Consider the following 14,114-nt stretch of genomic DNA (forward strand, 5'->3'; position numbering starts at 1 on the left):
ACGAGCAGCCATGATGATCCGACGCCAGTTCCTCGCCGCGCTTGCGGCTTCGAGTTTCGCGCTCTCGCCGGCCGCGCTTCGCGCTGCGAGTTCCGCGCTGTCCGATGCCTTCGCGGCGGCCAATTCCGGCGATTGGGACGAGGCCGAAAATCTCGCGCGTCGCGTGGGCCCCCTCGGCTTCGATGTCATCGAGTGGAAGCGCCTGCGCGATGGCGAGGGCGACTTCGCCGACTATCTCGATTTCGCCACACGTCGCGCCGATTGGCCCGGCATGCCGTGGCTGCGCGAGAAAGGCGAGGCTAAGCTCGACGGCATCCCGCCGCGCGAGGTGATCGCCTATTTCAAGCTCGGCCCTCCGCAGACCGGCACCGGCGCGCTGGCGTTGATTGGTGCGCATCTCGCCCTGGGGCAGAAGGCACAGGCGGCCGAGGTCGCCAAGACTGCCTGGCGCCAACTGCCAATGGAGGCAGACGAGCAGGCGAAGTTTCTGGCCGACTATCCCTCGCTTATCTCCGCCGATCATGGCGGGCGGATGCAGAACATGCTCGATCGCGGTCACCTGTCGGATGCGCGCCGGATGATCGATCTGGTCACGCCCGGCACCAAGGCCGTCGCCGAGGCGCGGATCGCCCTGCAGGCGCGCGAGCAGGGCGTCGACGATCTCGTGGCCGCCGTCCCCGGCTACATGGTCGAGCGGTCCGCAGGGCTTGCCCGCGACCGCGCGATGTGGCGCTGGCGCGCCGGGCTGGAAGACGGCGCGGCAGAGCTGATCCTCGAGCGGTCGAAATCCGCGACCGATCTGGAAGATCCCGACCTTTGGGCCACGCTGCGCGGCTATCAGTCGCGCTGGGACCTGCGCGCGGGCAATACCCAGCGCGCCTATGATCTGGCTTCCTCGCACCACTTGGAACCGGGCGGGGCAGATTACGCCAATCTCGAATGGGTGGCGGGCTATGCCGCCTTGAAACTGGGCCGTGCCGACACGGCGCTCGGCCATTTTCACAATCTCGAGAAAGCGGTGGACGGGCCGATCTCGTCGTCGCGCGCGTGGTACTGGCAAGGCCGCGCGCTCGAGGTTCTGGGCCGCAGCGACGAAGCCAAGGCCGCATGGCGCAAAGGCGCTGAAAATCAGGACGCCTATTACGGGCTCCTGTCGGCCGAGCGGCTGAACCTGCCCTTGCCAGCGAATTTCGCCAAGGGCCCCGACCTGCCCGACTGGCGACGCTACAAGCTGCGCCATTCTTCCGTCTTCAAGGCCGCGCAACTGCTTTACGAGGCGGGCGAAAACGAGCTGGGCGCGCGCTTCGTGCTGCACCTCGAGGAGAGCCTCGGCCCGGGCAATTTCGGCGCCCTGACCCAATACGCGTTGGAAGAGGATGACACCTATCTCGCGCTGATCATCGGCAAACGTGCCGCACTGAAGGGCGAGATCATCGCGCAGGCGCTCTGGCCGATCCCGGGCCTGACGAGCCATGACCTGGGCGTGCCGGAGGAACTGGTCCTCGCCGTCGCCCGCCGTGAAAGCCAGTTCGCGGTCGGCGTTGGCTCTCCGGTCGGCGCGCAGGGCCTGATGCAGCTGATGCCCGGCACCGCGAAGATGATGGCGGAGAAAACCGGCCTGCCCTACGAGAAGGCGCGGCTGACGACGGATGCGACCTACAACCTCAGGTTGGGCGGCGCCTATCTCGCGGAACTGCGTGACGAGTTCGGCGCATCCTCGGTGCTTGTCGCCTCGGGCTACAATGCCGGTCCGGGCCGCCCGCGAAGCTGGATAGAGGATCGCGGCGACCCCCGCGTTGGGACTGTCGACGTGATCGACTGGGTCGAGATGATCCCCTTCACCGAGACCCGCAACTACGTCATGCGCGTCTCCGAAGCGATCCCACCCTACCGCGCTCGACTGGGCAAGGAGGAGGTGAAATTCACCGACGTCCTGCGCGGCGACGTGAAAGATTGAGGCGCACTTCCCCCTCGGCCTCACGGCCTCACCCGGGATATTTGAACCGAAGCGAAAGAGGCGGTTAAGCCTCTTGGGCCACCCGCGCGCGCCAGAGGGTGAAGAGCCCCGCGCTGACCACGACCCCAGCCCCGATCACCACGTTCCATTCCAGCGCCTCGCCGAAGACGACGACACCCAGGGTCGAGGCGAAGACCAGCTGGAGATAGGCGAAGGGCTGGATCGCGGAGGCCTCGGCCACCTCATAGGCCTTGATCAGCAGGAAATGCCCGGTCGCGGCGGTGAAGCACAGCACGATCATCCACGCCCAATCGGATGGGATCATGTTTTCCCAATGCCATATGCCCACCACGGTGATTACCACGGCGCCGATCACACCGGTGTAGAAGAAGGACACCGAAGCCGGATCGACCCGACCCACGTAGCGCGTCATCAGCGAGTAGAGCGCGAACAGTGTCGCCGCCGCCAGCGGGATCAGCGCATAGGGGGAGAAAACACCGAAACCGGGCTTGAGGATGATAAGCACCCCGATGAAGCCCACCCCGATCGCCGCCACGCGCCGCCAGCCGACCTTCTCGCCCAGCACCGGCCCGGAGAGACCCGCGACCAGAAGCGGGTAGCAGGCGAATACCGCATGAGAATGGACGAGCCCGAGATAGACGAAGGCCTGCACCATCACGATCACCTCGGTGATCAGGACGACCGAGCGGAAGACCTGCGCCCAAGGCAGGCCCGAGCGCGTCGCCCGCTTGATGCCGCCCGGGCTGCGCGCCGCGATCGCAAGCACGAAGGCGGCGAAGAACCAGAACCGCACCATCAGCGCCATGTAGACGTTGTAAGTCTCGGCCAGGTGGCGCGAGATGCCGTCCTGGATCGCGAAGATGAAGGTCACCGCGACCATCAGCGCAATGCCGCGGCGGGTCGATTGTTCAACCATGTTTCACCCCGAGCGACATATGGCGTTTGCGCCCGAAACCCGGGCCACGGCTGACCTCGAAACCGGCGGCCTCGAGCGCGCGGCGCACGAAGCCCGCCGCCGTATAGGTCGCGAATGTGCCGCCCGGCACAGTATGCGCGCCGACTTCGGCCATCAGACCCCCGCCCCAAAGCTCGGGGTTCTTCGCGGGCGAGAACCCGTCGAGGAACCACGCATCGGCAGCGCCGTCCCAAGCGGGAAGCGCCGTGCGCGCATCACCCTCGATGATCTCCACCGCCACCGGACCGAGTTGAAACTGACGCTGCCCTGCAGCCCAGGCGTCCAGATAAGGACCGGCGACGGGCGCGGTCTCCGGAAATGCGTCCAGCGCCCGTGCGATCTCGTCCGCCTCCATCGGATAGGCCTCAAAGGAGGTGAAGCGGATCGGGCAGTCCTCGGGACAGGCCAGCCGCAACGCAAGCAGGTTCAGCCCCGTGCCGAAGCCCAGCTCTGCGATATGGAAGCCAGGCTGCAGCCGCGCAGGCAGATCGTTGCCTGCCAGAAAAACGTGCCGCGTCTCGTCCAGACCGCCTGCAAGGCTGAAATAGGGATCGTCGAACCGCCGCGAGACCGGCACAAGGTCATCGCGCCAATCGAGATCGGCTTTGCTCTGGTCAGGGGCGTTCATCGGGGATAGTCCACAGTCTCCGGCCCAGCCTTGAAGCAGGAGGCGCGAAATGACAAGCGGCAGACACGACATAACCGTGCGCGGCGGCGGCATCTTCGGCCTCGCGATCGCGTATCAGGCAGCAAAGCGCGGCGCGAAGGTGCGGCTCATCGAACGCAGCCGCATCGGCGCGGGCAGCTCGGGTGGCCATGTCGGCGCGCTCGCCCCGCATGTACCGGAGAACTGGAACCCCAAGAAACAGTTTCAATTCGAGAGTCTCCGAATGGCCGAGGATTTCTGGGGCGAGGTGCAACGCATCGGTGGCGGCGATCCGGGCTATGCGCGTCTCGGACGGCTGCAGCCGCTGGCGGATGAGGCGCAGATCGCACGCGCCAGGGACCGCGCGGCGGGGGCGGCCGAGCTGTGGCAGGGCTTCGCCACATGGCGCGTGGCCGAGACTGCGGAGTTCGGCGCCTTCGCGCCCCCCTCGCCCACCGGGCTCGTGATCCATGACACGCTCACGGCGCGCGCCAATCCGCGCGCCGCCGGGGCCGCGCTGGTCGCGGCGCTCGAAGCGATGGGTGCGGAGATCGTGATCGGCGAGGCCGACGAGGTTGGTCCGGTCATCCACGCGACCGGCGCCGAAGGTCTGGCCGAGCTGAACGCGGTGGTCGGCAAGACCATCGGCAGCGGCGTGAAGGGCCAATCGGCGCTCTTGAGATACGCGGCTGGCGACGTGCCTCAGCTTTTTGCTGAAAGCCTCCACATCATCCCGCATTCCGATGGAACGGTCGCGATCGGGTCGACCTCCGAGCGCGAATTCGCCGCCCCAGACACGACCGATGCGCAGCTCGACGCGCTGATCGAGAAAGCCCGCGCGCTTTGCCTGTCCCTCGCCGAGGCCCCGGTGATCGACCGTTGGGCCGGGGTGCGCCCGCGCGCCAAATCGCGCGCGCCGATGCTGGGTGACTGGCCCGACCGTCCGGGCCATTTCATCGCCAATGGCGGCTTCAAGATCGGCTTCGGCATGGCGCCGAAAGTGGCCGAGGTGATGGTCGATCTGGTGCTGGAGGGGCGCGACACGATCCCCGAAGGCTTCCGCGTGACTGACAACCTGTAAGGGGCGCCGCCCCCGGCTTGCGGCCTCCTCCGGGATATTTCAGCAAGCCCGAAGAGGCAGACCGCGCGCTTTTTCGGGCTTGTCCAAATATCCCGGGGGGCGCGCGTCAGCGCGCGGGGGCAGCGCCCCCTCCGACATAACCCGCCCGCGAGACTTCGGCCTCGGTGATCCCGAAGCGCGGCGCGAATTTCTCCCGTGCCGCGATCAGGCGCGGATCATCGGGGCGCAGGCCGAGGGTCCGGATGAACTCGACGCGGCTTTGTGTCTTGAGCTGATCGCGCGAAATCGCGGTGCCCATCAGCCGGTCGATCACCTCGCCCCCTGCCGTGACGTGGAACCATTTCGAGAAGTCGCGGAAATGGTGCTGGTTGTGCAGCGTCGAGACATGCCGCTCGATCGCGGTCTTCTTCACCGTCACATGAGCGGTGGTGTGGAACCATTCATAAGCGAGGAAGGTGGCGGCTCCACCCAGCGGCACGACGGCCACGGCGATGTCGAACGCATGGGGCGCGCCGATCAGCGCCAGCACCGCCCAGAGAAGCGCGGTATTGCCCACGAGCACCGGCACGATCACCGAGAGCGGCGCAAACAGAAGCGGCCAACAGGTCGGGAATTCGTGGTGTCCGTAATGCACCCGGTAGAGCCAGTTGAAGGCCCATTGCCGTTTCGGGGGCGTCATGTGGAAGATGTAGCGATGAAGCCCGTATTCGTTGAGCATCTGCGCCGGGATGCCGAGCAGCGCGACCGCCCAGAGCCACCACGGTCCCTGCGCGGTCCAGTAGAGCGCCGCAGCGACGACTGCGATCATCACCCAGATCGACAGATGGGACAGCATCAGTCGCATCCGCATCGAAAAAATCTCCCGAAATCTCCTCCGGAGATCAGCCTGCCACGGCTTACGCCCACGTCAAAGCATTTCGCGGCGTCAGGGAGTCAGTCGTTCTCATGCGGGATGTTCTTTTCCCGCTCGACCGCCAGCTCGCCTTTCGAGGTATCGGCATCGGCGGTATGCACCGCCCAGTCGCCCTCGCCGGCGGGTTTCGGCAGTTTCTCGGGCGGCCAATCGCGGAAGATATTCGCCTTCGAGATGAAATGCGCGGTGATCGGGGCCGTCAGGAAGATGAAGATGGTGACCATCAGCTCGTGCAGGGTCACGTGGCCCTGCTTCACCGCGAACCAGACCATCGAGGCGATCAGGATCGCGCCCACGCCCAGCGTCGCGGCCTTGGTGGGCGCATGCAGCCGGGTCATCGGGTCGGGCAGTTTGACCAGCCCGAAGCTGCCGACGAGGCCAAAGATGCCACCGATCACGAGCAGCGCTGAAATCAGGATATCCCAGAACAGTTCCATCACGCCCTCACTCGATAATGTCGCCGCGCAGGATGAACTTGGCGAAGGAAACCGTCGCCACGAAGCCCGTCATCGCGTAGAGGATCGACGCCTCGAAGAAGAGCGCGGTCCCCTCCCAGATGCCGAAGAGCACGATCATCGCGATCGCGTTGATTGCCATCGTGTCGAGCGCCAGAACCCGGTCGGTCACGCCGGGCGCCTTGACGACCCGGAAGAGGTTGAACAGAAGCGCCATCGAATAGCAGGCGATGGCGAAGATCAGGGCATAGGTGATCATTCGAAAATCTCCTTCAGGCGGGCCTCGTAGCGGGACTTGATCTCGTCGCGCACCTCATCGGCATCCGGCGCGTGCAGCGCGTGGACCAGCAGCGAGTGACCGTCGGCGGCCAGTTCCGCCGTCAGCGTTCCGGGCGTCATCGTGATCGTGCCCGCCAGCACCGTCACCGCCTCGGGCGTGACAATGTCGAGCGGCACGGAGACCCAGGCGGGGTGCAGCTTGGAATTGGGCATGAAGAGGACGATCTTCGCCACCGTGATATTCGCGACGATGATATCCCAGATCACGATGAAGATGTACTCGATGATCTTCAGCGGCTTCGCGAAACTCGGGCGCGCGGGCCAGTAGGGTGCGGTGATCCACGGGATCACGAGACCCACGAGGATCGCGAAGACCAGCGAGTTGAGCGTGTAGCTATTGGCCAGCATCAGCCAGACCATCACCAGCGTGACGGTCAGGTAGGGGTGGGGAAGGATCTTGCGGATCATATCTTTGCTCCCCTCAATGCGCCGCGGCGGGGGCATCCTGCCCCGTCTCGGTGTGGGTGTCGGTCTGACCGGCCGGTTGACCGTCGGCAGCGTGCGGGTCCGCGACACCGGTGTCGCCACCATGCCCGTCCTCCGCCTGCATCTCCTCGCTCACTTCCATATGGCCATGCTCATGCGCGCCGACCTTCGCCGCCTCCTGCGCGCGTGCTTCGGCGCCCGCGAGAACCGCGTCGATATATTGCGACGGCGTGAAGAGTTGCGCGGCGGTGCCCTGCAGCCAGTTGCTCGCAGGTCCGGCCAGCACGGTCAGCGCCACGGAGCCCGCCAGCAGGACACCGGTCGCGGTGAAGGCGAGGCCCGGCGCGCTCGCATCCTTAGGCCCGGCCGGCAGCTCGTCCTCCTCGGCCTCGACGGCGTAGGAACGCCAGAACACCTGGCTACCCGCCCGGGCATAGCCCACGATGGCGATCAGCGAGGTCACGAGAACCGTGGCCCAGAGCGCCCATTGGCCGCGCGTCGCGTCGAGGATCATCAGCTTGCCGAGGAAGCCCGACAGCGGCGGCATCCCCGCCATCGCGATCGCGCCCACGAAGAACATCCCGGCCATCAGCCCGTGGTTCTTCATCAGAGGCGCATCGGTATAGCCGAGCCCCCAACGGCCGCGCCGCTCGCGCACGAGATCGGCAATCAGGAACATCGCCGCGGCCACCAACGTCGAGTGAACCATGTAGTAGAGACCTGCTGAGGTTGCCCCTTGGGTGAACTGCGCGAAGCCCAGCATCATCGTGCCGACCGAACCGATCACCGCATAGGCGACCGTGCGACCCAGATCGCGCGCCCCGAAAATACCGATCATCCCGATCGCCAGCGTCAGGAACGCGGCGGGCAGCAGGATGTCATGCGCAAGCGTGCCGGTGGTGCCGGTGATCGGAAAGATCAGCGTGTAGACGCGAACGATCGCGTAGGTGCCCACCTTGGTCATGATCGCGAACAACGCCGCCACCGGGCCGGGCGCGTTGGTATAGGTCGCGGGCAGCCAGAATTGCAGCGGCACCAGCGCCGCCTTGACCGCGAAGACCACCATCAGCAGCGCCGCGCCGACCTTGATCAGCGCCGTCTGCTCGACCGGCATCTGCGCGACCTTCACCGCGAGATCCGCCATGTTGAGCGTGCCCGCCGTCGCGTAGATCGTACCCAGCGCGAACAGGAACAGCGTCGAGCCCGCGAGGTTATAGACGACATATTGCACGCCCGATTTCAGCCGCGCGCGCCCGCCTCCATGGATCATCAGACCGTAGGAGGCGATCAGCAGAACCTCGAAGAAGACGAACAGGTTGAACGCGTCGCCCGTCAGGAAGGCACCGTTGATCCCCATCATCTGGAACTGCATCAGCGAGTGGAAATGCCAGCCGCGCTTGTCCCAGCCCGAGCCTATCGCATAGAGCACGATCACGAGGCCGAGGATCGAGGTCAGCAGCAGCATCAGCGCCGACAGCCGGTCGAGGACCAGCACGATGCCGTAGGGCGGCTCCCAGTTACCGAGGCGGTAGACCTCGGGCGGGTTCATCGAAGCCGAGGTCATGAGCACGATCGCCAGCACGACCAGCGCGGACATGCCGAGGATCGAGGCCACGCGCTGCGTGACCAGATCGTAGCGCATCCACAGCACGATCAGCGGTGCGAGCATCGCCGGGATCAGGACAGGCGCGATGATCCAATGTTCCATCATCGGCCGTCCTCCTCTTCCTCGAGGTCGATGCGGTCATTGCCCGCCTCGATGAAGGCGCCAAGCGCGAGCATAACGACCACCGCCGTCATCCCGAAGGAGATCACGATCGCGGTCAGCACCAGCGCCTGCGGGATCGGGTCGGTATAGGAAGTCACGCCCTCGCGCAGGATCGGCGGCTGGTTGATCACCAGACGACCGGTGGCGAACAGGAAGACGTTCACCGCGTAGGACAGCAGCGACATGCCCACCACCACGGGGAAGGTGCGCAGACGCAGGATCATGTAGATGCCGGCGGCGGTCAGCACGCCGATGGCCGATGCAACGAGCACTTCCATCAGTGATCGCCCCCGTGGTTCTTCTTGTTCTCGTGCACGATGTCACGTTCGTGCTGGGTGGCTTCGCGCGCGGCGCGGGCGGTCTTCCACCAGCGGCGCGGCACTTTGGCGTCTGGTGGATATGGCCCGGCCGAGAGTGGCGCGAGCACGCGGGCTTCAGGTTTCTCGGCGGCGATATGCGCACCGTCCTCGCCGCCTTCCTCACCCATAGCGGCACGGCGTGCGAGGCGCGACAAACCGCCAAGCGCCAGCATCACCGAGCCCACGACGCCAAGGAAGACGCCAAGGTCGAAGCCCGCCGCCGTCGCCAGCTCGAACTTGTCGAGGCCGGGCAGTTTAACGTAGCCGAAATCGGAGGTCAGGAAGGGCATGTCGTTGAAGAAGGCCCCTGCCCCGGTGATCCCTGCGACCAGCACGCCGGACGCGATCAGCACGTGGTAATAGACCTTTTGGCGCGCCTGCGTCCACGCAAAGCCCGAGGCCATGTATTGCGTGACCAGCGCGATCGCGATCACCAGACCGGCGATGAAGCCACCACCGGGCGCATTATGGCCGCGCAGGAAGATATACAGGCCCACGACCAGCGCGATCGGCATCATCACCCGCGTCACGATCAGCAGCATCAGCGGGTGCTTGTCGCCGCCGCGCGGCACGTCGGGCCGCCATGCGATCAGCTTGCGCGACGAGGCGCCCTGCAGCAGCGCCTCGGTCAGCGCGAAGATCACCAGCGCGGCGATGCCGAGCACCGTGATCTCGCCAAAGGTATCGTAGCCACGGAAGTCCACGAGGATCACGTTCACCACGTTATCCCCGCCCGCGAGGTTATAGCTGTTGTCGAGCATGTAGCCGGACATCGTCGGGAAGGCGAAATCGCGGGTCAGCAGCGCGTAGATCAGCCCCGAAACCGCGACGCCCGCCACGACCGAGAGCACCACATCGAAGCTGATCTTCATCCGGCTCGACTCGATCGAGGTAATCTTCGGCAGGAAGTTCAGCGCCAGAAGCATCAGCACCGTCGTCACGACCTCCACCGAGATCTGCGTCAGCGCGAGATCGGGCGCGGACAGGAAGATGAAGGAGACCGAGACGGTCAGGCCGACGATCCCGATCAGCACCAGCGCGAGGATGCGGTTGTGATGGAAGGCGACGATGCACATCGTCGCGGTCAGCAACAGCAGCCACGAGGTTACCGCAGCTCCATTCACCGGCGTCAGCGCCCGCGTCTGGGGGCCCAGCGTGCCGCTCGTGAAGGCGTAAAGACCGACGCCGACCGAGGTAATCGTGAACAGCATCAGGTAACGCGCCATCGCACCGTTATGCAGCGCCTGCGTGATCCAGCCCGCGAGACTCTGCGCGCGCGCAATCACCCAGTCGAACATCGCCTTGGCCTCGGGACGCGGCGTGGTGTCCCAGAGGCGCTGGAAGGGACGATGTGCAGCAAGCAACGCGATACCGCCGGCGACCGCGATGGCCGACATGATCAACGCCGGCGTGACGCCATGCCAGATCTTCAGCTCGTGCATGTGATAGCCGCCACCGACGACCGCATTGGTCGCCATCTGGACATAGCCGCCCGCCACCGCCATCGGAAACAGGCCGATCGCGATCACAAGGAAGGACAGGAAGGCAGGGCTGATCCACATGCCGAAAGGCGGATCATGCGGGGTCTTCGGCAGATCCTGCGGCGGCGGGCCGAAGAAGCCGTGGCTGATGAAGCGGAAGGCATAGGTGGCCGAGAACAGCGCCGCGACGGTCGCCAGAACCGGGATCAGCCAGACATTTTCGAGCCATTTGGTATGGGCGGCGGCTTCCAGCATCATCTCTTTCGACAAGAAGCCGTTGAACAGCGGAATCCCGGCCATGGACAGCGCGGCGATGGTCGCGATCACGAAGGTGATCGGCATCAGCTTGCGCAGCCCCGAGACGCGGGTCAGGTCGCGCGTGCCCGCCTCGTGATCGACGATGCCCGCCGACATGAAAAGCGCCGCCTTGAAGGTTGCGTGGTTGATGATGTGGAAGACGGCGGCCAGCGCACCGGCCTCGGTCCCCAGCCCCAGCATGAAGGTGATCAGGCCAAGATGCGAGACGGTCGAGAAAGCCAGCAACGCCTTCATGTCATGTTTGAAGATCGCGATCTTGGCGGCGATCAGCATGGTGATCAGGCCCACGCTCGCCACGATGTAGAACCATTCCGGCGTGCCCGAGAGCACCGGCCACATCCGCGCCATCAGGAACAGCCCCGCCTTCACCATCGTCGCAGAATGCAGATAGGCCGAGACCGGCGTCGGCGCGGCCATCGCGTGCGGCAGCCAGAAATGGAACGGAAATTGCGCGGATTTGGTGAACGCACCGCCGAGAATCAGGAGCAGGGCCGGGATGTAATAGGGGCTCGCCTGAATCGCGTCCTTGTGCTTCAGGATCTCGGAGATGTCGTAGCTGCCCGCGATATTTCCGAGGATCAGCATCCCCGCGATCATCGAGAGCCCGCCCAAGCCGGTCACGGTCAGCGCCATGCGCGCGCCCTGACGGCCCGCGGGCAGGTGCTTCCAATAGCCGATGAGCAGGAAGGAGCTGAGCGAGGTCAGCTCCCAGAAGATCAGCAGCAGCAGGATGTTGTCGGACAGCACGATCCCCACCATCGCGCCCTGGAACAGAAGCAGGTAAGTGTAGAACTGGCCAACCGGGTCCCTGTTCGACAGGTAGAACCGCGCGTAGAGGATGATCAGCAACCCGATCCCGAGGATCAGTGTCGCGAAGAGCATCCCCAGACCGTCGATCCAGAAATTCACGTTCAGGCCCAGCCAAGGCAGCCAGTCGATCTTCGTCTCGACGACACCCCCCGCCATCACGGTCGGCAGGTTGAGCAACAACCCAAGCAGCGCAAGCCCCGTGAAAAGGGCCGAAACCGCTGCGGCATTGGTGCGTCCGGTGCGGATCAGGATCGACGGCATGGCTGCGCCCAGGAAGGGCAAAGCGGCGATCAGGGCAGGCGACATCTTCTCTCCGGTCCGTTCTCTGGCGGGCCTTGGGGCGATGGATGCGACCGCACTCTCCCCCCGCGCAAGCTTTACTTTACCTGCGCACAGGGGACATGGCTGTCAAGCTTCACGAAGACGTTTCCTGACCAGAATCGCAAGGCATTGTGCCGGTGCCGCCCGAATGCGACAGCGACCCGCCCGCGCGGCGCCCTTTGCAGGCGCAGCAATCTGCGGCGAAAATGTCGCGGAATCGGCGGGAAATTGCGCTTTTCGATGCATGGATGGGCGGTGTTATGCGAGAATCGCATGGCTCGGCCCTGTCCGCCCCAGCGGCCTCGCTTCGCCTCTTGCAGTTTTTCAAGTCATGTGGATATGCAAATTGCAGCACGGCCCTTGTGAGGCCGCGCGAAGCGACTGTAATCGCAGGGAAACAGATGTCTCATTCCCGCACTGTGCAAGTGCCCCGCCTTTCCCGCCGTCAGCTCCTCGCCGCCGGTTCCGCTTTTGGCGCGCTCGGCGCGACGGGAGGCTGGCCGAACCATGCGCTCGCGCAAGATAGCGCCGCCCCGGCCGAGCCCTCGACCGCCCCTGCCCCGGCTCCCGCCGCACCGCAGCAATCGCCGTTTTCCTTCGACGATCTCGCGGCGCGGATGCAGAAAGCCGCCAAGGGCGAAGCTGTCCCGCCGGAAACCAGCTCGGCCGATTTCCTGAGCGAGCTGGATTACGACAGCTACCGGATGATCCGCTTCGACCCGGACAAGTCGCGCTTCGAGAATATCGAGGACACGCGTTTCGAGTTGCAGGCCTTCCATCTGGGCTGGCTCTTCAAGGAGCCGGTGCATCTCTCCAGCGTCGAGAACGGGCAAGCGCGGCCGATGACCTTCTCGACTGACGATTTCATCTATCAAAGCAAGGCGCGCAAGATCGTCCCCGAACATGCCGATCTGCCGGGCATCGCGGGCTTCCGGCTGAATACGCCGATCAACCGCCCCGATGTCATGGACGAGTTGATCGCGTTTCAGGGCGCATCCTATTTCCGCGCGCTCGGGCGCGGCTCGGCCTACGGGCTCTCCGCGCGCGGGCTGGCGGTGAATACCGGCGTCTCGGTCGCCGAGGAATTCCCGCGCTTCACCCAGTTCTGGGTCGAGACGCCGACCTCGGGCGCGAACTCGATCACCGTCTTCGCCGAGATGCATTCGGCCTCGCTGACGGGGGCCTACAAGTTCGTCATCACGCCCGGCGAGGCGACCGCGGTCGACGTGACCGCACGCCTCTTCATCCGCGAGGATATCCAGCAGCTCGGCGTGGCGCCGTTGACCTCGATGTTCCTCTACGGACCGCGCAACCGGCACGATTTCGACGATTACCGCCCGCGCGTGCATGACAGCGACGGGCTGGCGATCGAGCAGGCCGATGGCGACAAGCTATGGCGGCCGCTGCAGAACCCCGACACGCTCGCCTCCTCCTATTTCGCGGAGAGCGCGCCGAAAAGCTTCGGGCTCTATCAGCGCGAGCGCGAGTTCGATCACTATCAGGACGCTTCGGCCCGTTACGAGCGTCGCCCCTCGGTCCGCGTGACGCCGCAGGGCGACTGGGGCAAGGGCATGGTTCGCCTGGTCGAGATTCCCTCGAAACTCGAAGTGAACGACAATATCGTCGCGTTCTGGGTGCCCGAAGCTCCGGCAAAAGCAGGCGATGCGCTGGAATTCGCCTATCGCCTCGAATGGGGCGACCTTCCCCCCGATCCGAGCGATCAACGCGCCTATGTCGACCAGACATGGGCCGGAACCGGCGGCGTGTCGGGCGTCGAGAACACTAAGGGAACCCGGAAATTCGTCATTGATTTCAAAGGCGGAGAGATTTCGCGCCTCCCCGCACCGGCTGTCGACGAGATCAAGCCGGTCACCCACGCGAACAAGGGCAAGATCGTGACTCAAGCCCTGTCGAAGGTCGAGCAGGACAATGTCTGGCGTCTCGTTCTGGATATTTCCGCCGATGGCGAAGCGCCGGTGGAACTCTCTGCGACACTAGCCGGTTTTGGACGGAACCTATCCGAGACCTGGCTCTATCAGTGGACCAAAGCATGAAATCACACCTGAAGCTGCCGGCCGTGCCGGCGCTGACCGACCAGCCGAGCGCCCTGCGCCGACTGGCCCCCGAAGACCTCGTTGAGGGGCCCGCCGCGCTGCCGGTCGCCCCGATGTCCATGCCTGCGCAACAGATCGAACCCGATCTTCGGCTGAGTACCCGGCTCGCCCGGATGCTGACCCGCCGCCCGGTCGGGGAAGGCACCTGAC

At 65.1% G+C, this 14,114-nt stretch carries 13 protein-coding genes; 4 read left to right on the top strand and 9 right to left on the bottom strand.

Annotated features, from left to right (window positions below):
* The first annotated feature begins 10 nt into the window (after window positions 1-10).
* Window positions 11-1,957, top strand: a complete 1,947-nt coding sequence (locus DEM26_RS13610; RefSeq protein ID WP_109172623.1) for a lytic transglycosylase domain-containing protein — start codon at window positions 11-13, stop codon at window positions 1,955-1,957.
* A 64-nt stretch (window positions 1,958-2,021) separates the two neighbouring features.
* Here the strand turns inward: DEM26_RS13610 and DEM26_RS13615 are convergent, their stop codons facing one another.
* Window positions 2,022-2,894, bottom strand: coding sequence for a DMT family transporter (locus DEM26_RS13615; RefSeq protein ID WP_088727870.1), 873 nt, complete (start codon window positions 2,892-2,894; stop codon window positions 2,022-2,024).
* Window positions 2,887-3,561 carry a tRNA (5-methylaminomethyl-2-thiouridine)(34)-methyltransferase MnmD gene (gene mnmD / locus DEM26_RS13620; RefSeq protein WP_109172624.1) on the bottom strand — a complete coding sequence of 225 codons (675 nt, stop codon included), beginning with the start codon at window positions 3,559-3,561 and terminating at the stop codon, window positions 2,887-2,889. The genes DEM26_RS13615 and mnmD overlap by 8 nt, the downstream gene beginning before the upstream one ends.
* Before the next feature lie 49 nt (window positions 3,562-3,610).
* On the opposite strand from mnmD, the gene DEM26_RS13625 reads away from it, so the two are divergent.
* Window positions 3,611-4,660 (top strand): NAD(P)/FAD-dependent oxidoreductase, encoded by a 1,050-nt coding sequence (locus DEM26_RS13625; RefSeq protein WP_109172625.1) that lies wholly within the window; start codon window positions 3,611-3,613, stop codon window positions 4,658-4,660.
* Window positions 4,661-4,766: 106 nt separating this feature from the next.
* Here the strand turns inward: DEM26_RS13625 and DEM26_RS13630 are convergent, their stop codons facing one another.
* The 7 genes from DEM26_RS13630 to DEM26_RS13660 form a co-directional block, all read right to left on the bottom strand.
* Complete coding sequence (locus tag DEM26_RS13630) at window positions 4,767-5,510, bottom strand: sterol desaturase family protein (RefSeq protein WP_075775823.1); 744 nt, start codon at window positions 5,508-5,510, stop codon at window positions 4,767-4,769.
* A gap of 83 nt (window positions 5,511-5,593) precedes the next feature.
* A complete protein-coding gene (locus DEM26_RS13635; protein ID WP_075775822.1) occupies window positions 5,594-6,010 on the bottom strand; it encodes a Na+/H+ antiporter subunit G in 417 nt (138 codons plus the stop codon).
* A gap of 7 nt (window positions 6,011-6,017) precedes the next feature.
* Window positions 6,018-6,287 (bottom strand): K+/H+ antiporter subunit F, encoded by a 270-nt coding sequence (locus DEM26_RS13640; RefSeq protein WP_075775821.1) that lies wholly within the window; start codon window positions 6,285-6,287, stop codon window positions 6,018-6,020.
* The gene (locus DEM26_RS13645) at window positions 6,284-6,775 is read right to left on the bottom strand and encodes a Na+/H+ antiporter subunit E (RefSeq protein WP_075776007.1); all 492 of its coding nucleotides are present in this window, start codon (window positions 6,773-6,775) and stop codon (window positions 6,284-6,286) included. Before DEM26_RS13645 ends, DEM26_RS13640 begins: the two co-directional genes overlap by 4 nt.
* 13 nt (window positions 6,776-6,788) lie before the next feature.
* A complete protein-coding gene (locus tag DEM26_RS13650) occupies window positions 6,789-8,501 on the bottom strand; it encodes a monovalent cation/H+ antiporter subunit D (RefSeq protein ID WP_109172664.1) in 1,713 nt (570 codons plus the stop codon).
* On the bottom strand, window positions 8,501-8,839 hold the full coding sequence (locus DEM26_RS13655) for a Na+/H+ antiporter subunit C (RefSeq protein ID WP_088722908.1): 339 nt from the start codon (window positions 8,837-8,839) through the stop codon (window positions 8,501-8,503). The genes DEM26_RS13650 and DEM26_RS13655 overlap by 1 nt, the downstream gene beginning before the upstream one ends.
* Window positions 8,839-11,835, bottom strand: coding sequence for a monovalent cation/H+ antiporter subunit A (locus tag DEM26_RS13660; RefSeq protein WP_109172626.1), 2,997 nt, complete (start codon window positions 11,833-11,835; stop codon window positions 8,839-8,841). Before DEM26_RS13660 ends, DEM26_RS13655 begins: the two co-directional genes overlap by 1 nt.
* A 416-nt stretch (window positions 11,836-12,251) precedes the next feature.
* On the opposite strand from DEM26_RS13660, the gene DEM26_RS13665 reads away from it, so the two are divergent.
* Together DEM26_RS13665 and DEM26_RS13670 are read left to right on the top strand one after the other, a co-directional pair.
* The gene (locus DEM26_RS13665) at window positions 12,252-13,904 is read left to right on the top strand and encodes a glucan biosynthesis protein (RefSeq protein WP_109172627.1); all 1,653 of its coding nucleotides are present in this window, start codon (window positions 12,252-12,254) and stop codon (window positions 13,902-13,904) included.
* On the top strand, window positions 13,901-14,113 hold the full coding sequence (locus tag DEM26_RS13670) for a hypothetical protein (protein ID WP_075775816.1): 213 nt from the start codon (window positions 13,901-13,903) through the stop codon (window positions 14,111-14,113). The genes DEM26_RS13665 and DEM26_RS13670 overlap by 4 nt, the downstream gene beginning before the upstream one ends.
* The last annotated feature ends 1 nt before the right edge of the window (window position 14,114 follow it).

The sequence above is a fragment of the Thioclava sp. NG1 genome (assembly GCF_003122275.1).
GTDB classification, from domain to species: Bacteria; Pseudomonadota; Alphaproteobacteria; order Rhodobacterales; family Rhodobacteraceae; genus Thioclava; species Thioclava nitratireducens.